Here is a 20695-nt window from a genome sequence, read left to right as displayed (position 1 = left end):
TTTCTTATTAAAGAGTTGATAGCAATTTGTTGAATGACAAAAAGTTGATTGCGAAATGTTGGAGGAGATTAAGAGTGCGGTTAGTTTTATCAGGATATTATGGTTTTTATAATGTTGGGGACGAAGCAATTTTGCAATCAATTATTAAAGCGCTACATGAAGAGAATCCTACTCTTGAGCTTGTTGTACTTTCGAATGACCCCGACTATACAAGAAAAATGTACGGTGTAGAGGCAGTAAATCGCTGGGATATAAGAGCAATTTATAAGGAAATAAAGAGAAGTAACGGTTTAATTAGCGGAGGGGGAAGTCTCCTTCAAGATAAAACGAGTATTAAAAGCATTTTGTACTATACAGGTATTATGCGGATTGCTCGTTTTTTGAAGAAGCCGTATTATATTTACGCGCAAGGAATTGGTCCAATTACGAAAAGACAAAATCGTTTATTAGTGAAATGGCAAGTATCAAAAGCGGCATATATATCAGTTCGTGATGAAGATTCATTTTTGTATTTAAAAGAAATGGGTATTAAGAAAGAGATCGAACTAGTTCCAGATCCAGTATTGGCATGTCAACCAGAAGGAATGAAGTCGGATTGGCTGCAAAAACATTCGATTCAAGGGAAAGTAATTGCAGTTAGTGTGAGGTATTGGGACGCGAAAGAAGATTATATGAAGAAGCTAGCAGATACGCTGAAAAAATTTAAGCGTGAAGGATACCATATTTTATTCGTACCAATGCACGGACCATTTGATCAAAATGCATCACGCGATATTATTAACTTAATGGGAGAAGAAGCTCATATGCTTCCGTATAAGCTGGATATTCATGAGAAAATTTCAATTTTGTCGGAATGTTCGCTTCTAATAGGTATGAGACTTCATGCGCTTATATTATCAGCGGTTGCTAATATTCCTATGGTCGGTATTTCATATGATCCAAAGATCGATTCATTTTTACAACAAGTAAATCAGCCGATTATCGGAAACGTAGATGGTGACTGGACGGCTGAAACTTTGTATAACGTGGCAACGAAACAACTGGAACAAAAAGAATATGTACAAGAAACATTGGAACAAAGAGTAGAAGAATTGAGAGAACAAATTTCAACAGCGTCTCGCTACATCATAAGTGACTTGAATTCAAAAGAGTTCGAAAAAAGGGGAATGTAATCTTAATTTAAGAGGACATCCTCTTTTTTTATTAGTTGAAAAATATAAAATGTCGAAAGAAAATAAATATTTGCAGAAAAATGTCGAATTGTATAAATGATTTTAAATGTATGCTCATAAAAAAGAAGTTTGAGAGATAAGATGTATGTTTGATAATCCTAACATTCTTATATAAAGAATGTTAGGATTTTACGTTTTACTTGGTAAATTATAAGAAAATAGGTTTGGTAATTTTGAGAGATGAGAAGGTAATAAAAATGTCGAAGTATATAAAAATAAGCTGTCGATTAATGTCGTAATATCTTTATAGTTAAATATTGAAATTGAAAACGTTTTTCTGTTATAGTTGTAAATGGTTATAAGAAGATTGTTAAAAATGTAATTCTGACGTGTTTTTCTGTTTATTTTAAATATTATGATTTTATAATCTGGATATTTTAAAATGAAAGTCGAAAAACGACCATTCAGAATTTCGAAAATTCACTTTTTTGTCGAATTTGAGATTTTAAATTGGACGAAAAGGGTGTATGATTTCTTTGTGCTTCCGTAGTACATAATATTCTATTATTATGTACAAAGAATACGTTAACCACATTTATATCTACTAGTTTCAAAAATAAATAGAACATCTATTTAAAAACTTATGGAACTAGTATTACATTCCTAAGGAGGAAATATATAAAATGGCAAAGACTAACTCTTACAAAAAAGTAATCGCAGGTACAATGACAGCAGCAATGGTAGCAGGTGTTGTTTCTCCAGTAGCAGCAGCAGGAAAATCATTCCCAGACGTTCAACCTGGTTCTTGGAGTGCAGAGTACATTGATTATTTAGTAGCAAAAAAAGCAATCGAAGGTAAGCCAGACGGAACATTCGCTCCAACTGAAGCAATTGACCGTGCTTCTGCAGCGAAAATTATGGCAATTACATTAGGTTTAGAAGTTAAAGAGGGTGCAAAACCATCTTTCAAAGATGCTCAAGATTCATGGGCTGCTAAATATATCGCAGCTGTTGAAAAAGCTGGTGTGATTCAAGGGGATGAAACTGGTAAGTTTAATCCAAACAACCAAATTAATCGTGCTTCTATGGCAACAATGATCGTAAAAGCATACAAATTAGACAGCAAAGTAAGCGGAGAATTAGAAACTAAATTCTCTGATTTAGAAAAGCACTGGGGTAAAAAAGCTGCTAACATTTTAGTTGCTTTAGGTATCACTAATGGTACTGGTAATGGTTGGGAGCCAGATAAATCTGTAACTCGTGCAGAAGCTGCTAAATTCATTGCTAAGACTGACAAAGAGTTCGGTAACGAAGCAGTAACAGTTGAATCTGCTAAAGCAGTTACAACTCAAAAAGTAGAAGTTAAATTCAGCAAAGCTGTTGAAAAATTAACTAAAGAAGAAGTTAAAGTAGCTAACAAAGCTAACAACGATAAAGTATTAGTTAAAGATGTAAAATTATCAGATGATAAAAAATCTGCTACAGTTGAATTATATAGCAACTTAGCAGCTAAACAAACTTACACTGTAGATGTAAACAAAGTTGGTAAAACAGAAGTAGCTGTAGGTTCTTTAGAAGCAAAAACGATCGAAATGACTAACCAAACAGTTGTAGCTGGCGTAGACAGCGAACTAAAATACACAGTTAAAGATGAAAACGGTACTGAAGTTGTTTCACCATCAGGTATTGAATTTGTATCTCCAGCTAAAATTACAGATGGTAAAATCAAGTTAGAAAAAGGTACTTCAACTACTGTAAAAGCTATTTACAAAAAAGACGGTAAAGTAGTAGCTGAAAGTAAAGAAGTAAAAGTTTCTGCTGAAGGTACTGCAGTAGCTTCAATTTCTAATTGGACAGTAGCAGCAGATAAAGCTGATTTCACTTCTAAAGATTTCAAACAAAACACTAAAGTTTATGAAGGTGATAACGTTTCTGTTCAGGTAGAATTAAAAGACCAATTCAATAACGTGGTGAAAAACGTTCAAGCTGAATATGAGTCATTAAATACAGAGGTAGCTGTAGTAGATAAAGCTACTGGCAAAGTGACTGTACTAGCTGCAGGAAAAGCGCCAGTAAAAGTAACTGTTAAAGATGAAAATGGTAAAGAGCTTGTTTCAAAAACAGTTGAAATCGAAGCTTTCGCTCAAAAAGCATTAAAAGAGATTAAGTTAGAAAAAACTAATTTAGTGCTTTCTACAAATGATGTAACTGACTTAGCTGTAAAAGCTCCAGTTTTAGATCAATACGGCAAAGAGTTCACAGCTCCTGTAGAAGTGAAAGTACTTGATAAAGATGGTAAAGCAGTTCAAGACCAAAAATTAAAAGCAACTCATGCTAATAAAGAGTTAGTTTTAAATGCAAATGGTCAAGCGGCTGGTAAATATACTGTAGAATTAACAGCTAAATCTGGTAAAACAGAAGTAAAATCTACATTAGCTTTAGAATTAAAAGCTCCAGGCGTATTCTCTAAATTTGAGGTTCGTGGATTAGAAACTGAATTAGATAAATATGTTACTGAAGAAAACAAAAAGAATGAAATGGTAGTTTCTGTTCTTCCAGTAGATGCTAATGGTTTAGTTTTAAAAGAGAAAGAAGCAGCTACAATTACAGTTACTACTACAGATAAAGATGGTAAAGTAGTAGATGCAACTCCAGGTCAAGTAGCTGTAAATAATACTACTGGCACAATTACTGTAGGAAATGAAGCAAAAGCCGGTGAAACATATAAAGCAACTGTAGTAGCAGACGGTAAGCTAATCACAACTCACTCATTCAAAGTTGTTGATACAGCACCTGCAGCTGAAAAATTAGCAGTAGATTTCACAAGCACATCTCTTAATGAGGTTGCTCAAGGTAGCGAATTAAAAACTGCACTTCTAAATATCTTATCAGTTGATGGTGTTCCAGCAACAACTGCGGGTGCAACTGTAACTGACGTGAAATTCGTTTCTGCAGATACAAATGTTGTAAATGAAGAAACTGCTAAGTTTGGTACAAAAGGTTCTACTTCAATCTTTGTAAAAGAACTTACTGTTAAAAAAGGTGAGCAAACACAAAAAGTTGAGCTTGATAAGCCAGTACGAGTAGATGTTTCTATTAAAGAAGCAGCAAAAAACTAATTTAAAATCATTTGATACATGAAATGATTAATAAAAGCCTATGAGAAAATAGACAAAAGTCTATGAGTATCATAGGCTTTTTATTTTGATTTTATTTCATGTGCATTTGAGGTTGAAAAGAATAGTTTTATTGAGAAATAAATAGAGAACGCTTTCAAAAATAGAAGGATACCTCACCGATATGTAAATTATTTGTAAATTCACACCTTTTTTTGTTAAAAAAACATTCGAAAAGAAGAATAAAATGTCGAAATTCAATAATTTTAGTCGAATGCAGTCTGAAAATTGTATTTATTGTAAAAAACATTTAAGTGATGAAGTGGAAATATGTGCTATAATTCCAATTGTGTATTCGATATGAAAAATATACGAAGCGCAGTGAGAGTGGTTTATAGGAAAACAGTTTGTTCATTTCTATATTTGAGTATTATTAATATACTAATAATACAATGAAAAGACTGAATTATCAGAATGTGTCGAATCTTCTTTTGATAAAGTTCTTGATAACGAATGGTTTTGTATAGTATGATGAACTTGTTTCAAAAAATGGTATTTAAACCTTATATTTACATTTAACGGTTTGTATCATTTTATTATATGAACTACTTTTCATTATAGTATTTTTGTTTGTGCTTTTATTGTTTTATGGTTTTTCTAACTAGCTAGTTTTCAAATTTAATATGATATGAAACTAGTAGCATATTCCTGAAGGAGGAAATTTATAAAATGGCAAAGACTAACTCTTACAAAAAAGTAATCGCAGGTACAATGACAGCAGCAATGGTAGCAGGTGTTGTATCTCCAGTAGCAGCAGCAGGAAAATCATTCCCAGACGTTCCAGCTGGTCATTGGGGATTAGATTCTATCAATTACTTAGTAGATAAAGGTGCAATCGAAGGTAAGCCAGATGGTACATACGCTCCAGCTGAAGAAATTGATCGTGCTTCTGCTGCGAAAATTATGGCAATTACATTAGGTTTAAAAGTTGAAGAGGGTGCACAACCATCTTTCAAAGATGCTAAAAATCATTGGGCTTCTAAATACATTGCAGCTGTTGAAAAAGCGGGTGTTGTTAGAGGTGATGGTAAAGAAAACTTCTCTCCAGATAAAAAGATTGACCGTGCTTCTTTCGCTTCTATGATAGTAGGTGCTTATAACTTAAAAGATAAAGTTAACGGCGAGTTAGTTACAAAATTTGAAGATTTATTAGATCATTGGGGTGAAGAAAAAGCAAACATCCTAATCAATCTTGGACTTTCTGAAGGAACAGGCGGAAACAAATGGGAGCCAAATAAATCTGTATCTCGTGCAGAAGCAGCTAAATTTATCGCAGTAGCAGATAAAAAATATGGCAAAAAAGATAATGCACAAGCATATGTAACTGATGTGAAAATTTCTGAACCAACGAAATTAACATTAACAGGTACTGGTTTAGATAAGCTTGCTGCTGATGATGTAACTCTTGAAGGAGACAAAGCTGTAGCAATCGAAGCAAGTGCCGATGGTAATTCTGCAGTTGTAACACTTGGTGGTAAAGTGGCTCCAAATAAAGATCTTACTGTAAAAGTGAAAAATCAATCATTCGTAACGAAATTCGTATACGAAGTGAAAAAATTAGCAGTAGAAAAACTTACATTTGATGATGATCGTGCTGGTCAAGCAATTGTCTTCAAATTAAATGAGGAAAAAGGTAACGCTGATGTTGAGTACTTAAACTTAGCAAACCATGACGTCAAATTTGTAGCAAATAACTTAGACGGTTCACCAGCAAACATCTTTGAGGGTGGAAACTCTACTTCTTCTACAGGTAAACTTGGTGTTGGTCTTTCACACGGTGACTATAAAGTAGAAGTACAAGTTACAAAACGAGGTGGTTTAACAGTTTCTAACACTGGTATTATTACAGTGAAAAACCTTGATACACCAGCTTCTGCAATTAAAAACACTGTATTTGCGGTAGATGCTGATAAAAACGGTGTAGTATACGGTAATAAACTGACTGGAAAAGACTTCAAGCTAAATAGCCAAACGTTAGTTGTTGGTGAAAAAGCACAAATTCATAACGTAGTTGCTACAATTGCTGGAGAAGATAAAGTTGTTGATCCAAACTCAATCAGCATTAAATCTTCAAACCACGGTATTATTTCTGTAGTAAACAACTATATTACAGCTGAAGCTGCTGGTGAAGCTACACTTACTATTAAAGTAGGCGACGTTACAAAAGATGTTAAATTTAAAGTAACGACTGATTCTCGTACATTAAAATCAGTAAAAGCTAACCCAGATAAATTACAAGTTGTTCAAAATAAAACATTACCTGTTACATTCGTAACAACTGACCAATATGGCGATCCATTTGGTGCTAACGTAGCTGCAATTAAAGAAGTTCTTCCAAAAACTGGTGTAGTTGCAGAAGGTGGATTAGAAGTAGTAACAACTGAGTCCGGTTCAATTGGTACAAAAACTATTGGTATTACAGGTAACGAAGTAGGAGAAGGTACAGTTCACTTCCAAAATGCTAACGGTGACACTCTAGGTTCATTATATGTAAACGTAACAGAAGGTAACGTTGCATTCAAAAACTTCGAACTTGTATCTAAAGTAGGTCAATACGGCCAATCACCTGATACAAAACTTGACCTAAATGTTTCTAACACAGTTGCATATCAATTATCTAAGTACACTTCAGATCGCGTATACTCTGATCCTGAAAACTTAGAAGGTTATGTAGTTGAATCTAAAAATCCAGCTGTAGCTGAAGCTAAAATTGTTGGAAATAAAGTTGTTGTTAAAGGTTTAAAACCAGGTAAAGTTGATATCCACTTAACGAAAAATGGTGCAACTGCTGGTAAAGCGACAATCGAAATCGTTCAAGAGAAAATCGCTATTAAATCTGTAAACTTCAAACCAGTTCAAACAGAAAACTTCGTTGAGAAGAAAATCAACATCGGTACTGTATTAGAACTTGAGAAGAGTAACCAAGATGATATCGTAAAAGGTATTAACTTAACGAAAGATACACAACATAAAGTACGCGTTGTGAAATCTGGTGACGACCAAGGTAAACTTTACCTTGATACAAATGGAAATGCTCACTTCGATTTATTCGATCAAGAGCTTGGTCATGTAACAGTATCTCAAACAAGTGATTCTGCACTTCCAAACTTCAGTGCAGACATCTACAATACTTTAACTACTAAGTACACTGACAAAGGTACATTAGTATTCAAAGTATTAGGTGAGAAAGATGTTCTAACAAGCGAAATCGGTTCACAAGCTGTACACGTGAATGTGCTTAACAACCCAAATCTATAAGTTGATTATAGATAAAATGAAAAATCAGTGGGGATTTATCCCGCTGATTTTTTTCGTAAATATCGAAAAGAAGCCTCTTGTAAAAATTACAAGAGGCTTCTTTTATTGCTTAAACTTAAACATATCCCCACTCAAATTTGAATCACTATACACGAACAATACCATGTTAATATTGTTGTCTTTAATGTATTGATATACATCTTTTTCGTGATAGTGACGCAGGTCGAGGATAGATGTGTGTTTGAAGCTTTGTGCTAAGTGTGGCACGATTGCGTTTGCGAATGAGTCTTTTAGGACTAAGGCGCGTACTTCATTTGGTGCATTGTTATTTTCGGTGACGATTTCTGGATAGTCGTCCGTGTAATATCCTGCGTATGATGTTGTATCTTTTTGTTTTTCCACGCCGTATATGTCATCTAAGTTTTGATGAACAGTACCTTTCACATCTTTTGCGGTTACGCTTGTGAAGTTGAAACCGTCTTTCGGTGTGTAGTAGCACAATTTTTCACCAGTTGCATCGATGAGTTGGTATAGTTGGTTGTTGAAGCTTCCGACTAAATGTTTATTTTGCGCACATGTACGAGTGTAGGCTTCTTTTTTTATTTCTTTTCCTTTATATATAGAAGACTGTTGCCCGATTGTGTTCATTATATATTGGTAGCCTAAGAAGGCGCCGTCCATATTCCAATGATGATCTGTTTTGAAATACATGTCCTGTATTTCTTCGTTCGTATAGTTCTGTTTATAGTGTTCCATAAGTTTTATTGGCTTTACGTCAGCTGGAAGTTTTGTTAGAAAGTAATTTAAATTGTCCTGTGCATAAGTGTGAATATGAGAAGGTAATTTAAATGATAATGCATTCGTTTTTGACGGTGGTAAAGCAAAGTAAAACTCGACGTTTTGTTCTTTTAAAAACTGAGATAAGTCGTTTATAGCAGGCATGGATTGGTCAATTTCGTTATATTTTGTCGTCCACGCCGGGTTTTTTAGGAGCCATTTATCATCAGTTAAAATAATGTCGTTAATGAGAGACTTGCCCATATTAATTTGGGCAATCGTATAGTTTTTAATAAGCTCATCTCGTCCGATTAATTGATCATTTGTGTATGTTTCAAAATCTTTAAAGAAGCTACCAGTTAGGAGAGCTTCTTTCGTAAGTGCTGGTTTTTGAGCGAGCGGCCGATTTTCAACTGGTGAAATGTCTCGGTCTGTTTTGAGTAACGATAATATGCCAAATGAAAAGATAATGGTGAGAAAACCGATAAACAGGATGAGGTTCCCCAATTTTTTCATAATAACTTTTCCTTCCTACATCAGTTAAAACCTGAAATAAATAAATGGATTATATGTTGAGTTAATCAAGTACATAACCGAAATCATAAATAATGTTAGTAATAATATAGGACGTACAAATTGCGTCGTGAACATATACGTTTTTGGCGCAAGTTCTAGTATGTTTTTCATTCGTTTTAAAATTGGTGTCGCTGCGATAAAGGCAATGAGAAATACGATAATGTATTCATGTACGTATAACATTGTATTGTCATCGATGAAAGAGTGCCCACCTATGCCGAACATCGCTTTTAAATATTGGAACGAGTAAGCGAAGTTGTCAGCTCGGAAGAAGACCCAACCGATCATAACGATTAATAATACGTATGCATGTTGCAGCGGTTTCCATAGTTTGTTTAATATTTTTTCGAATCCAGCTTTTTCAATTGAAATAATAAAGCCGTAATATAAGCCCCAGGCGATAAATGTCCAGCTCGCCCCGTGCCATAAACCAGTTAATCCCCATACGATGAAGAGGTTACGATAATTCACTAGTTTTGAAACGCGGTTTCCACCGAGCGGGATATATATGTAATCGCGGAACCAAGAACCAAGTGTAATATGCCATCTTCTCCAAAACTCTGAAATAGATTTAGAGATGTACGGGTAGTTGAAGTTTTTCGGGAAATCAAATCCGAACATTTTTCCAATTCCGATTGCCATATCAGAGTACCCTGAGAAATCGAAATAAATTTGGAGAGTGTAGGCGATAATACCAATCCATGCCGTTCCAACACTTATTTCAGATGGTGGTAAGGCAAATATTTTATCGGCGACAAATCCTACTTGGTTGGCGATTAATATTTTTTTTGCTAGTCCGAGAACGAAAATTTGAATACCTTCTGTGAATCGTTCAAAAGAATGGATGCGCGTTTTAATTTGCTCAGCGACGATATTGTAACGAACAATTGGTCCGGCAATAAGCTGAGGGAAAATAGATATATATAGCGCTAAATTAAGTGGATTTTTTTGAACATCCCCATCTTTACGGTATATATCGATGACATAGGACATCGCTTGGAATGTATAAAATGAAATTCCGATTGGTAGTGGAATAGGTTCCACATGAATAGATAAATGCAATGATTTGTTTAAAATGTCTGTGAAAAATGAAATATATTTAAAATAAGAAAGTAATAAAATATTTCCGACCACAGCCATAACTAAAAATGTGACTTTCATATTTTTTCGTTTATCATAATGATGCACAAGTAGGCCAAAGCAGTAGTTTAATACGATGGAAAAGAGCATTAAAAGAACGAAACGCGGTTCGCCCCATGCATAGAAAATTAAACTAAATGCAAGTAATACGAAATTACGTAGCTCGGCACGCACTATAAAATAGAGAAATAATACGAGAGGTAAAAAGATAAATAAGAAAATCGAACTACTAAATACCAAAGGACTCTCCTCACTTTTTTCGAAATACATTTCGTGCAAAAAAAACCGACATATCTATTATATATTCTTTTATATAATAGTGCCTTTAATATTTTATCATGTTAATAATTTGATTAAAATAATTATTCTATATAAGTAGTTTCTCATTTCATACATAAGAAAGGTGTGACATTAAGTGTTTTTTTTATGGAAATTATTAATTTTGAGATAAGAGAAGTGGCATAATTAGGGGGAGAAGAATGAGTAAATTCGGATTGTATGGTAAGTTTATTGTGGAAGAACGTAATCGGGAAGAATTAACGAATATTTTGCTAGAGGCTGCGGAATCGATGAAAGCACTTCATAGTTGTGAGGTATATATTGTAAGTACTTCTGATGACGAGCCAAATGCTGTATATGTTTTTGAAGTATGGAGTAATGAAGAAGCACATAAAGCATCTTTAACGTTAGAGTCTACACAAAATTTAATAAAGCGAGCAAAACCAATGATTACTGGAGCAGAAAGAATTAGCACTTTGAATGCTAGAGGCGGTAAAGGGTTGGAATAGAAAGAAGCAGCATCCAGATGGATGCTGCTTCTTTCTATTCTATTTCTAAATCAACAATTAAGTAAGCGAGTATCACAACAAAGAAAATGCTAACGGCTGGTGCTGTTAATACGTGTCCAGACATAAAGCCGATACCGAGCGATAAGACGAGTGTGCTAGCTAGTAGCATATGTTTTACGCTAAATAGTTTCTTGAAGTTTGTGATGATGCGAATGAATATTTTTATACCGAAATAAAGAAGTGGCAGTAAGTACATAAGGAAGCCAACAATTCCGAATGCGAAGAATAGGTCGTGGAAATCCATTTCGACTAACTTCATTTTCGTTGTATAGTTACCAGCGTACCCCATTCCAAATAGTTTTTGAGATAGTGGTGCTTCTTTATAGTATTGTTTATATACTTTTAAAAACTTGTCGCGATCACTGTAAATTAAACTTTTCATTTCAGAGTCTGTTAGTTCGCCTTGCTCATGTTCTTCTTCTGTAACTACTTTTCCTTCTTTTCGGTCTTTTTCTTCTTGTACTGATTTTTTGTATTCATATATTTGTAAATGGATGGTCATGTTTTTTGCGATAGGAGTTTGCGGTGTAAGTACGAGTAACCCTCCTAATACGACAGCAGCAACAACTGTATTTACAAGATATGTGAATCCTTTTCCTTCTTTTTTACGATGTATCATATATTCAATGAATAAGAAGAAAAGGGCGATACCAAGTGTAATAACGATGGCACCATAGCCTACTTTCGTTCCGATCATAATGCTTGCATACATTGCAACTACAGTTGGAATCCAGTAATACGCTTTTGAGAAAGAAGTTGTTTTATGAACTGAGTATAAGACAACGATTGGGAACATAATTGCAAAAATGGAACTTAAATCATTTCCAGCAAAGAACCATCCTCTTGAACCGATCTTTGAGTTCGGATAGCTTGGGAAATCTGTACCAGTTGCCATAGCCGCGATGATTGAAATACTTAAAATTAACGTTGCATATAAGAAATACGTAATGATTTTATGAAACGCGTAGTCGTTATTTTTTAATTCTTTTAGTGCGATAATATATCCAAACAGTAGTACTATTGGATATACACTTTTCAAAATAAATTTCACTTCTTCTCCAAATGAAACTGGAGATTTGACCATTAAATTATTCACAAGGCCAATTGCGAGTACAATGCCAAATAGACATAAATAAAGAATATACTTTTTCGCGCCTTGTTGTTTATGATGAAGAAGTAGATAACCTAATGCAAGAAGCATAAAGGCGAAACGGACTACGATTCCGACTGTTGCGCTCATGTGTAATACATAGATTGAAAAAGACGTTAACAAATCTAAAATTGGTTGAAACACAATGAATAGCAGTAGGAAATGCGGGAAGTAGTTATCCGTCTGTTTGAACTTAGTAACCATATGTTCCTCCATTTCTTCATTCCTTTATTTCAGAACCTCTATATAAATAGGAAGGAGAATGAATTTCTATATTTAATTTTTATATCAGACTTAAGAATACACCATTTCATTGTAATGGTAAATAGATGAAGAGAGGTGATAAACCGACTTTAATTTCTATATTTTTCAACGGAATTGTTTGTTTTATACAAGGTCATATACAAATTACGAGATTATTAGACAGAAAATTGAGAAAAAAGAAGGGTTTTTCACCACCTTTCTATAATTATATAAGTATAATCTTTATGTAGAAAAGAGGGGTATATATAATGGAAGTAACAAGTAAAACAGAATCTGTCGTTGTGAAATATGAAGGGCACGTTGCAACCGTTATGGTCAATCGCCCAGAGGTGTTAAATGCATTAGATGAGCCAACATTAAAAGAGTTATTACAAAAATTGAAAGAAGTAGCGGAGAGTTCTGCACACATTGTTGTGTTATGCGGAAGTGGTCGTGGTTTTTCTGCGGGTGGAGATATTAAATCGATGCTTTCAAGTAATGATGAAAGCAAGTTTGATGGCATTATGAATACCATTTCTGAAGTTGTTGTAACTTTATATACGATGCCGAAGCTTGTTATTAGTGCGATTCATGGACCAACTGCTGGTCTTGGGTTAAGTATTGCGTTAACAGCTGACTATGTGATGGCAGATATATCATCCGTTATTGCGATGAACTTTATTGGAATCGCTTTAATTCCAGATGGTGGCGGCCATTTCTTCCTTCAAAAGCGTGTCGGTGAAAATATGACGAAGCAAATTATTTGGGAAGGAAAGAAATTATCAGCAACAGAAGCGCTTGATATCGGTTTAATTGATGAAGTAATCGGTGAGGATTTCCAAACGGCTGTGAAGCAAAAAATTAGTGAATGGTCACAAAAGCCGATTAAAGCGATGATTCAAACGAAGCAAATTTTATGTGAAGTAAATCGCTCCAATTTAGAACAAACGCTGCAACTTGAAAAGCGCGGCCAATATGCGATGAGACAAACAGCGGATCATAAAGAAGGCATTGCTGCATTTTTAGAAAAACGTTTGCCTGCATTTAAAGGGGAATAAAGTGAAATTTGAATTAATAGTAGTTTTACTGCCGGTTAATTTAAGGTAAAGGGGAGAAAGTGCTAACACATTTTAGTATAATTGTGTTAGCACTTTTTTTTAGGAGTAATATATGAAGAAAATTATTGGTGTTATCGGCATGATTGTAATAGCATATTATACTTTGCATAGTACACCATCTATGGCTGTGCGAACTGCGTTGTTTTTTGAAGGACATCCAAGCGTTGCGTTTTCTGGCGAAGTGACGAAAGAAAAAGATGTGAAAAAAGAAGCAATTCCAGCTGAGTACCAAACTCTATATGGTAAGGAAGAAGAATCAGAGCACTATTTCTTTCCTCACGTAAGGGCACATGGATCAGGAATTGATATGCTTAGTGCGTGCGTGAAGAAAAAATGGTTTTTCTATAAAGCAGAGCTCGGATGTTATTAAACATAGGAGGATGAATGATGTCAGCATATAACAAGTTAGTAAGAGATCGTGTTCCAGAGAAGATTTTAAGGTCTGGAAAAACATATACAGCACAAAAATTAACAGGACAAGCATACATACAAGCTTTAGCGAAAATTGGAACGGAAGAAATTCGTGAATTTGCTTCTATGAAAGAGCGTGAACATGCGCTAGATTCTCTTGCGGATGCACTGGAAGTGATCATTTCATTAGCGCGTGCAGAAGGTGCAACAATTGAAGATGTAGAACGTCTTCGTAAGAAAAAAGAAATAGAGCGCGGTGGATTTGAAAGAGGCATTTATTTGTTGGATGTTTCAGAAGAATAGTTTCGTAGGGAAAGCATAGCGTTAGTGAGTAACGCTATGCTTTTTTGTTGCAATTAAACTAATAATGAAGAAGATAACTGTTAATACCCAGCCAATTGTAATAGAAGTAGTAGTGTGAACTGCATAAGAAACTTGTAAACAAAATAATGATGCTAAAAACCAAATGAGTGCAATGTGTATATATTTTTTTGATATATTCATATTTTATAACTCCTTTTGTATACTAAAAAGAATTTTACCGCAATTTAGAAAATTAAGCTATATGAGTAGAGGATTTATAGTAAATTCGGTATACTAAATAATAGAGAAAATGAGGAGGGAACGACAATGGCACATCATGCGAAAGAAACGATGGAACTTATTAAGGAGCTTGTCTCTATTCCAAGTCCATCTGGAAATACAGAGAAAATCATTCGTTTTATTGAAAACTATGTAAGTGAGTGGAATGTAGAAACGAAGCGTAACAATAAAGGCGCTCTCATTTTAACGGTAAAAGGGAAAAATGATGCACAGCACCGTTTATTAACGGCACACGTTGATACGTTAGGGGCGATGGTGAAAGAAATTAAGCCTGACGGTCGTCTAAGTCTTTCTATGATTGGCGGATTTCGCTGGAACTCTGTAGAAGGAGAATATTGCGAAATTGAAACATCAAGCGGTAAGACGTATACAGGAACGATTTTAATGCATCAAACATCTGTGCATGTATATAAAGATGCAGGTGAAGCGAAACGCGACGAGAAAAATATTGAGGTTCGTATTGATGAGCGTGTCTTTTCAGCTGATGAAGTACGCGAATTAGGAATTGAAGTAGGAGATTTCGTTTCATTCGATCCGCGCGTTCAAATTACAGAAAGTGGATACATAAAATCACGTCATTTAGATGACAAAGTAAGTGTTGCGATTCTATTAAAATTAATTAAGAGATTACAAGATGAAAACATAACATTACCATATACAACTCATTTCTTAATTTCTAATAATGAAGAGATTGGATACGGTGGTAACTCTAACATTCCAGAAGAAACGGTTGAATATTTAGCAGTTGATATGGGAGCGCTAGGTGATGGACAAGCATCTGACGAGTATACTGTATCTATTTGTGCAAAAGACTCTAGTGGTCCGTATCATTATGCACTGCGTAAACATTTAGTAGAGCTTGCGAAAACGAATCATATTGAATATAAAGTAGATATTTATCCGTACTATGGATCGGATGCATCAGCTGCGATTCACGCTGGATTTGATGTGAAACATGCATTAATTGGAGCAGGTATTGATTCTTCTCATGCATTTGAGCGTACACATGAAAGTTCGATTGCTCATACAGAAGCACTTGTTTATGCATATGTATTATCAGAGATGATTGCAGAATAAGAAAAGAAATAGGCTACCTTTAGTGGCCTATTTTTTGTTTGCAGAGAAATCGACTTTATTTAACAAAAAGTAAATTAATTATATTTTATTTTACAATATTAAGAAAGTAGGTTTACTACATAATTCGAGTATTATAAAATGATAGAGGCGCATTAATTTTTTTTGTTCGGATTTATTGAAATTTATATATTAAGATTACGCGTTATTAAAAGGTGATTGTCGAGAGGAGTATTATTTTTTATGAAGTATCGTGCAGTCGCGGCAGGTATTTTAGCCGCAAGTTTATTATCGTCTCCAGTAAGTAGTTTCGCAGCAGCGAAGAAGTTTTCGGATGTTCCTACATGGGCGCAAGAATCAGTTAATTATTTAGTAGGAAAAAAAGCGCTTGATGGAAAGCCAGATGGAACGTTTTCTCCATCTGAAGCAGTAGATAGAGGATCAGCTGCAAAAATCATAGCAGTCGTTCTTGGTTTACCGATTGATCCAAAAGCAAAACCATCTTTTAAAGACGCACAAAGCCATTGGGCAGCACCGTACATTGCTGCAGTGGAAAAAGCAGGTGTAATTAATGGAGATGGTACTGGTAAATTTAATCCATTCAATAAAATGAACCGTGCATCTATGGCATCTATGTTAGTACAAGCGTACTCATTAGATAAGAAAATTATTGGAGAACTTCCAACACAGTTTAAAGATTTGGAACCTCATTGGGGTAAGAAACAAGCTAATATTTTAGTAGCCTTAGAGATTTCTAATGGTACGGGAAATGGCTGGAATCCTGAAGGAACTGTAACTCGTGCAGAAGCAGCTCAGTTCATTGCGATGGCTGATAAAAATAAAACAAATACATCAAAAAGAATGTATATGAACAGAAACTTTATTACATATCATCAACCATCATTATCATCTGGTATTACTGACGTTCAGCATAAGCCACAAATGGTTGAAGTGAAAGAGCAAAGAGCAGACGGCTGGTTGAAAATTGTAACAAGTAAAGGTGAGAAGTGGACACCTTTACAAGAAAAAACAGAAACAATTAATGAAGGATTTACTGCTTATGAAAAAGCTTCACATAGTTCTCAAGTGCTAGGTACATATAATGCACAAACAGTAACGATTATGGAAGAGAGCGGCAGCTGGATTCGTATTCGCGTAGGCGCTGGATTCCAGTGGGTTGATAAAAATCAATTAAACCCAGTAAAACAAGAGAACTTCTTAGAAGGTAAAGCGATTATTATTGATCCAGGTCATGGTGGAATGGACTCTGGTAATCCTGGTTATTATGAGAAAGAAAGTGAAACTGTATTAGATGTATCATTACGATTAAAGAAAATATTTGAGCAAAGAGCACCATTTACTGTGATGTTCACTCGTACAGATGATACACGCCCAGGAACAAGTGGTCCTGATTCATTAAAGAAACGTGTAGAATTTGCACAGGAACATAATGGAGATATTTTTGTAAGTATCCATGCTAATGGTTCTGAAAAGAAAAATGGACAAGGTACAGAAACATTATATTATCAGTCAGCAAGAGCAAAAGTAACGAATCCACATGTAGAAGACAGTATTTTATTAGCACAAAAAATTCAAGATCGTCTTGTAGCAGCACTTGGAACAAAAGATCGTGGTGTGAAACATCAGGACTTATACGTAACTAGAGAAAATACAATGCCAGCTGTATTAACAGAATTAGCATTTGTAGATAATAAAAGTGATGCAGATAAAATTGCTACACCAAAACAGAGACAAGCTGCAGCAGAAGCGATTTATCAAGGTATTTTAGATTATTACGAAGCAAAGGGTAAGAAAGTATCTTCTTTCCGTTAATAAATAAAAAGAGATTGCCAATAGGCAGTCTCTTTTATTTATTAACGTTTCTCTTTATTTCCGGCATGTGATATCATTTAATTTTACGTAAAAAAGATATTCGAATAATTGTAATCATAATAATTTTAAACGATAAAGGATGATAATAGATTGAGTAATCATAGTACAACACCTGCATGTATATATACGTATGCGTTTCGTGAGGAGGAGCGTGCTTTATGTTACTTGGAAATGCGCTCGTTCTTTGGAAGGGAGTCTCACGTTAATATTTTGAAAAGTGATGTCAAAATTGAACCGAGTAGAAGTGCATTTATTAAAGAGCGCGTTGAAGTGATGTATGAAGGAGACGACTTAGAAAGCATTTTAAAACAAGTGGAACAAATTGATTTGGCCGGGGCGTCATTTAAAGTTATCTTCGTTAAAATCAATGATCTTGGGAAAGAAAATAAAATTGAATATGGGGAAAGACGTCTCATTGAACGCGACCTCGGTATGCATATTGAAGGAGAAGCTGATGTTCGTAATCCAGAGCGCGTATTCGGGATTGTTCCTCTTGGAGGACGCTGGTACTTCGGACACTATGTAGAAAGTGAGCCAGTTTGGTATCATCACATAAAAAAACCGCATAGTTATTCGACATCTCTTAGCACACGTGTTGCGAGATCAGTTGCAAATATTGCTGTACCAAATCCAGAGGGAGTACGAGCAATTGACCCGTGCTGCGGTATTGGAACAGTAGTAGTAGAAGCACTTTCTATGGGGATTAACATCGTTGGTAGAGATATTAATCCACTTGTGGTGCTTGGAACGAGAAAAAACATCGCACATTTCGGTTTTGAAGGAACAGTAACAAAAGGTCCAATCGAGGAAATTACTGAGAACTACGACGTTGCGATTATCGATATGCCGTACGACTTATTTACGCATGCAACACCAGAAGACCAGTTCTCCATTCTTTCAAGTGCGCGCCGCATCGCTAAAAAGGTAGTCGTTGTCACGATGGAAACAATGGACGACATGATTCATGAAGCAGGATTTGAAATTACAGATCGCTGTATTACAAGAAAAGGATCATTTTCTAGACAAATTCTTGTTTGTGAATAAGAAAGGAAGGTCACCCGTTTGGGTGACCTTTTTTGTTTGTATTGATGTGTGATTGGTTGGTAGTGTAGATAGATGAATTAGGGGGATTTGTCGGTAAGTCGATATCCTATGTCGAATCGCCGATATCGTTAAATTAGCATATTACTGTTCTTTTAATTTCTCTTGTTGTGCAAGTAATAAATTGCGTAAGACGTGCCCGCGGTAACTTTCTAGTTTTCGTCCTTCAAGATAGCGCACGCCTAATTTTTTTAGTTCGGCTACGTACCAGCCTTTCGTTCCGTAATACATTAGATCACTTCCTTTTTGCTTTTGAACAGTATATGTGGCGGGGGGAGAGAATTTTCTTTTTTATTCAGTATTAGGGCTACAAAATTGAAAAAACATGTAAGAAGAATACGGTATCACTTCTATTTCTAGTTTATTAAAATAGGCTTTATAGTAAGAATTTCTAAAAATATAAAGGGGGAATATGCTTTGTTTCCAGGTACTTTATATGAAACACATGTTAAAACAAGAAATTTAGAAGTAGCAAAAGAATTTTATACTAAACTTGGATTATTTCATGCTCGCACAATTGAAGAACGTCGTGTAGCATTCTTTTGGTTTGATAAAGATAATAAGAAGGAACAAATGCTGGGCATTTGGGAGGTATCAGAAGAAGTATTTCATACAAGTCACTTTGCATTCAAGGTTAACTATGAAGAAATTATTCATGCAAGAGAATGGCTTCTTAATAAAGGAATAAACCCAAGGGCCGCTTTCGGTCTTGAACCGTCTGAGCCTATGGTTCAGACGTGGACACCTACTACAAATCTTTATTTTTATGATCCTGACGGCAATTCTTTAGAATTTCTATGTTTACTTCCTGAAAAGAAAAACGTAAAACAAGATGTCATGCATTTAAGTGAGTGGGAAAAATTTCCGAGTGAAATATAAATTTGATTTTGGCTCAAATCCCGCAAACCTATTTGAAAAGGAACTATAACCTTGCCTATGCGGCATCCCACCCTGAGTTTTCGGGGTTTTTTGTTTTTGATTTGGTGAGTGCGGGACTGATTGGAAATTAATACTTACCGACTGTCTGTTGTATAAAAAAATAGACAGTAGTGTATGCTTTTTTAAACAATGTATACAAATTTATCCCCTATGCGTTGGCATGATATTTGCAATAAAAATAGTATCAACATATAGGGGAGAGATAGAAATGAAGGTTAGTAAAGTGTACACGACAATTGATGCTCACGTAGCTGGGGAACCGCTTCGAATTATTACAGGCGGCGTGCCAGAAATAAAAGGGGAAACGCAACTAGAAAGACGCGCGTACTGTATGGAGCATTTGGATCATCTTCGCAAAGTTCTTATGTATGAACCGAGAGGACATCACGGTATGTACGGTTGTATTATTACTCCACCTGCAAGTGCACACGCTGATTTTGGTGTATTATTTATGCACAATGAAGGCTGGAGTACGATGTGTGGGCACGGCATTATCGCTGTTATTACAGTCGGAATTGAAACAGGTATGTTTGAAGTGACAGGTGAGAAACAAAAGTTCATTATTGATAGCCCTGCTGGGGAAGTAATTGCATACGCAAAATATAAGGGGAGCGAAGTAGAGTCCGTATCATTTGAAAATGTTCCTTCATTTGTATATAAGAAAGACGTTCCTATTAAAATAGATGACTATGAATTTCAAGTAGATATCGCGTTTGGCGGGGCTTTTTATGCAGTAGTAGATAGTAAAGAATTTGGTTTGAAAGTCGATTTCAAAGACTTAGCTGCTATTCAAACGTGGGGTAGTAAAATTAAGCACTACATTGAGAGCCAAATGGAAGTGAAGCACCCACTTGAAGAAGGATTAAAAGGAATATATGGCGTTATTTTCTCAGATGAACCGAAAGGGGAAGACGCTACGTTACGAAATGTAACGATTTTCGCTGATGGGCAAGTAGATCGTTCTCCTTGCGGCACAGGAACTTCCGCAAGAATCGCAACTCTTTTTGAAAAAGATGCTTTACAAAAGGGAGAAATTTTCATCCACGAATGCATTACTGACGGGAAATTCGAGGGGGAAGTATTGTCGCTAACCGCAGTAGATACATATGAAGCTGTCGTTCCGAAAGTAACGGGGAATGCATTTATTACAGGATTTCATCAGTTTGTTGTAGACCCGAGAGATGATTTGAATAGGGGATTTTTGTTAGAGTAGAAG

17 protein-coding genes are annotated in these 20695 nt (G+C 35.3%); 12 read left to right on the top strand and 5 right to left on the bottom strand.

Annotation, left to right across the window (positions count from 1 at the left end; translation table 11 throughout):
• Nucleotides 1-74 precede the first annotated feature (74 nt).
• The 3 genes from csaB to DM800_RS00150 all read left to right on the top strand — a co-directional run bounded on the left by csaB (nt 75) and on the right by DM800_RS00150 (nt 7606).
• On the top strand, nt 75-1172 hold the full coding sequence (csaB, locus tag DM800_RS00160; RefSeq protein ID WP_088062132.1) for a polysaccharide pyruvyl transferase CsaB: 1098 nt from the start codon (nt 75-77) through the stop codon (nt 1170-1172).
• A gap of 683 nt (nt 1173-1855) precedes the next feature.
• Nucleotides 1856-4291: an S-layer homology domain-containing protein gene (locus DM800_RS00155; RefSeq protein ID WP_147786161.1), complete on the top strand. Its 2436-nt coding sequence runs from the start codon at nt 1856-1858 to the stop codon at nt 4289-4291.
• Nucleotides 4292-5017: 726 nt separating this feature from the next.
• Nucleotides 5018-7606 carry an S-layer homology domain-containing protein gene (locus DM800_RS00150; RefSeq protein ID WP_147786160.1) on the top strand — a complete coding sequence of 863 codons (2589 nt, stop codon included), beginning with the start codon at nt 5018-5020 and terminating at the stop codon, nt 7604-7606.
• A 102-nt stretch (nt 7607-7708) separates the two neighbouring features.
• On the opposite strand, the gene patB1 is transcribed toward DM800_RS00150, so the two are convergent.
• Together patB1 and DM800_RS00140 are read right to left on the bottom strand one after the other, a co-directional pair.
• Nucleotides 7709-8899 (bottom strand): secondary cell wall polysaccharide O-acetyltransferase PatB1, encoded by a 1191-nt coding sequence (gene patB1 / locus DM800_RS00145; protein ID WP_147786159.1) that lies wholly within the window; start codon nt 8897-8899, stop codon nt 7709-7711.
• Between the two features lie 24 nt (nt 8900-8923).
• Complete coding sequence (locus DM800_RS00140; RefSeq protein WP_147786158.1) at nt 8924-10339, bottom strand: MBOAT family O-acyltransferase; 1416 nt, start codon at nt 10337-10339, stop codon at nt 8924-8926.
• Between the two features lie 239 nt (nt 10340-10578).
• Between DM800_RS00140 and DM800_RS00135 the strand changes: the two genes are divergently transcribed.
• Entirely contained in the window at nt 10579-10887 is a 309-nt protein-coding gene (locus DM800_RS00135) for a putative quinol monooxygenase (RefSeq protein ID WP_098082467.1), read from the top strand.
• A gap of 34 nt (nt 10888-10921) precedes the next feature.
• Here the strand turns inward: DM800_RS00135 and DM800_RS00130 are convergent, their stop codons facing one another.
• Nucleotides 10922-12301: an O-antigen ligase family protein gene (locus DM800_RS00130; RefSeq protein ID WP_088608470.1), complete on the bottom strand. Its 1380-nt coding sequence runs from the start codon at nt 12299-12301 to the stop codon at nt 10922-10924.
• 308 nt (nt 12302-12609) lie between these two features.
• Between DM800_RS00130 and DM800_RS00125 the strand changes: the two genes are divergently transcribed.
• The 3 genes from DM800_RS00125 (at nt 12610) to DM800_RS00115 (ending at nt 14172) form a co-directional block, all read left to right on the top strand.
• Nucleotides 12610-13398 (top strand): enoyl-CoA hydratase, encoded by a 789-nt coding sequence (locus DM800_RS00125; protein WP_088047934.1) that lies wholly within the window; start codon nt 12610-12612, stop codon nt 13396-13398.
• Nucleotides 13399-13510: 112 nt separating this feature from the next.
• On the top strand, nt 13511-13828 hold the full coding sequence (locus DM800_RS00120) for a hypothetical protein (RefSeq protein WP_087985737.1): 318 nt from the start codon (nt 13511-13513) through the stop codon (nt 13826-13828).
• Between the two features lie 17 nt (nt 13829-13845).
• Nucleotides 13846-14172: a nucleoside triphosphate pyrophosphohydrolase gene (locus DM800_RS00115; RefSeq protein ID WP_087985736.1), complete on the top strand. Its 327-nt coding sequence runs from the start codon at nt 13846-13848 to the stop codon at nt 14170-14172.
• A gap of 21 nt (nt 14173-14193) precedes the next feature.
• Here the strand turns inward: DM800_RS00115 and DM800_RS00110 are convergent, their stop codons facing one another.
• Nucleotides 14194-14373: a hypothetical protein gene (locus DM800_RS00110; RefSeq protein WP_087985735.1), complete on the bottom strand. Its 180-nt coding sequence runs from the start codon at nt 14371-14373 to the stop codon at nt 14194-14196.
• A 126-nt stretch (nt 14374-14499) separates the two neighbouring features.
• Here DM800_RS00110 and DM800_RS00105 point away from each other — a divergent pair, with 126 nt between their 5' ends.
• From DM800_RS00105 to DM800_RS00095, 3 genes are all read left to right on the top strand, one after another.
• Nucleotides 14500-15549: a M42 family metallopeptidase gene (locus DM800_RS00105; protein WP_098857240.1), complete on the top strand. Its 1050-nt coding sequence runs from the start codon at nt 14500-14502 to the stop codon at nt 15547-15549.
• A gap of 240 nt (nt 15550-15789) precedes the next feature.
• A complete protein-coding gene (locus DM800_RS00100) occupies nt 15790-17379 on the top strand; it encodes an N-acetylmuramoyl-L-alanine amidase (RefSeq protein WP_147786157.1) in 1590 nt (529 codons plus the stop codon).
• Nucleotides 17380-17529: 150 nt separating this feature from the next.
• Entirely contained in the window at nt 17530-18483 is a 954-nt protein-coding gene (locus tag DM800_RS00095) for a TRM11 family SAM-dependent methyltransferase (RefSeq protein ID WP_147786156.1), read from the top strand.
• Nucleotides 18484-18624: 141 nt separating this feature from the next.
• Here the strand turns inward: DM800_RS00095 and DM800_RS00090 are convergent, their stop codons facing one another.
• Nucleotides 18625-18771 carry a YflJ family protein gene (locus DM800_RS00090; protein WP_064473831.1) on the bottom strand — a complete coding sequence of 49 codons (147 nt, stop codon included), beginning with the start codon at nt 18769-18771 and terminating at the stop codon, nt 18625-18627.
• Between the two features lie 186 nt (nt 18772-18957).
• Here DM800_RS00090 and DM800_RS00085 point away from each other — a divergent pair, with 186 nt between their 5' ends.
• Together DM800_RS00085 and DM800_RS00080 are read left to right on the top strand one after the other, a co-directional pair.
• The gene (locus DM800_RS00085) at nt 18958-19419 is read left to right on the top strand and encodes a VOC family protein (RefSeq protein ID WP_147786155.1); all 462 of its coding nucleotides are present in this window, start codon (nt 18958-18960) and stop codon (nt 19417-19419) included.
• Between the two features lie 268 nt (nt 19420-19687).
• Entirely contained in the window at nt 19688-20692 is a 1005-nt protein-coding gene (locus tag DM800_RS00080) for a proline racemase family protein (protein WP_370512856.1), read from the top strand.
• Nucleotides 20693-20695 lie beyond the last annotated feature (3 nt).

This window comes from Bacillus sp. AY18-3 (assembly GCF_008042305.1).
Classification (GTDB): Bacteria; Bacillota; Bacilli; order Bacillales; family Bacillaceae_G; genus Bacillus_A; species Bacillus_A wiedmannii.
The sequence above is the reverse complement of the archived record's forward strand: the minus strand, read 5'-3'. Positions and strand labels throughout refer to the sequence as shown.

What these genes read in the sequence shown, in the direction of transcription:
- DM800_RS00155 (WP_147786161.1), top strand. Translation starts at nt 1,856, where the DNA reads ATGGCAAAGACTAACTCTTACAAAAAAGTAATCGCAGGTACAATGACA.
- DM800_RS00125 (WP_088047934.1), top strand. Translation starts at nt 12,610, where the DNA reads ATGGAAGTAACAAGTAAAACAGAATCTGTCGTTGTGAAATATGAAGGG.
- DM800_RS00080 (WP_370512856.1), top strand. Translation starts at nt 19,688, where the DNA reads ATGAAGGTTAGTAAAGTGTACACGACAATTGATGCTCACGTAGCTGGG.
- patB1 (WP_147786159.1), bottom strand. Translation starts at nt 8,899, where the DNA reads ATGAAAAAATTGGGGAACCTCATCCTGTTTATCGGTTTTCTCACCATT.
- DM800_RS00110 (WP_087985735.1), bottom strand. Translation starts at nt 14,373, where the DNA reads ATGAATATATCAAAAAAATATATACACATTGCACTCATTTGGTTTTTA.
- DM800_RS00120 (WP_087985737.1), top strand. Translation starts at nt 13,511, where the DNA reads ATGAAGAAAATTATTGGTGTTATCGGCATGATTGTAATAGCATATTAT.
- DM800_RS00135 (WP_098082467.1), top strand. Translation starts at nt 10,579, where the DNA reads ATGAGTAAATTCGGATTGTATGGTAAGTTTATTGTGGAAGAACGTAAT.
- DM800_RS00130 (WP_088608470.1), bottom strand. Translation starts at nt 12,301, where the DNA reads ATGGTTACTAAGTTCAAACAGACGGATAACTACTTCCCGCATTTCCTA.
- DM800_RS00115 (WP_087985736.1), top strand. Translation starts at nt 13,846, where the DNA reads ATGTCAGCATATAACAAGTTAGTAAGAGATCGTGTTCCAGAGAAGATT.
- DM800_RS00105 (WP_098857240.1), top strand. Translation starts at nt 14,500, where the DNA reads ATGGCACATCATGCGAAAGAAACGATGGAACTTATTAAGGAGCTTGTC.
- DM800_RS00090 (WP_064473831.1), bottom strand. Translation starts at nt 18,771, where the DNA reads ATGTATTACGGAACGAAAGGCTGGTACGTAGCCGAACTAAAAAAATTA.
- DM800_RS00150 (WP_147786160.1), top strand. Translation starts at nt 5,018, where the DNA reads ATGGCAAAGACTAACTCTTACAAAAAAGTAATCGCAGGTACAATGACA.
- DM800_RS00100 (WP_147786157.1), top strand. Translation starts at nt 15,790, where the DNA reads ATGAAGTATCGTGCAGTCGCGGCAGGTATTTTAGCCGCAAGTTTATTA.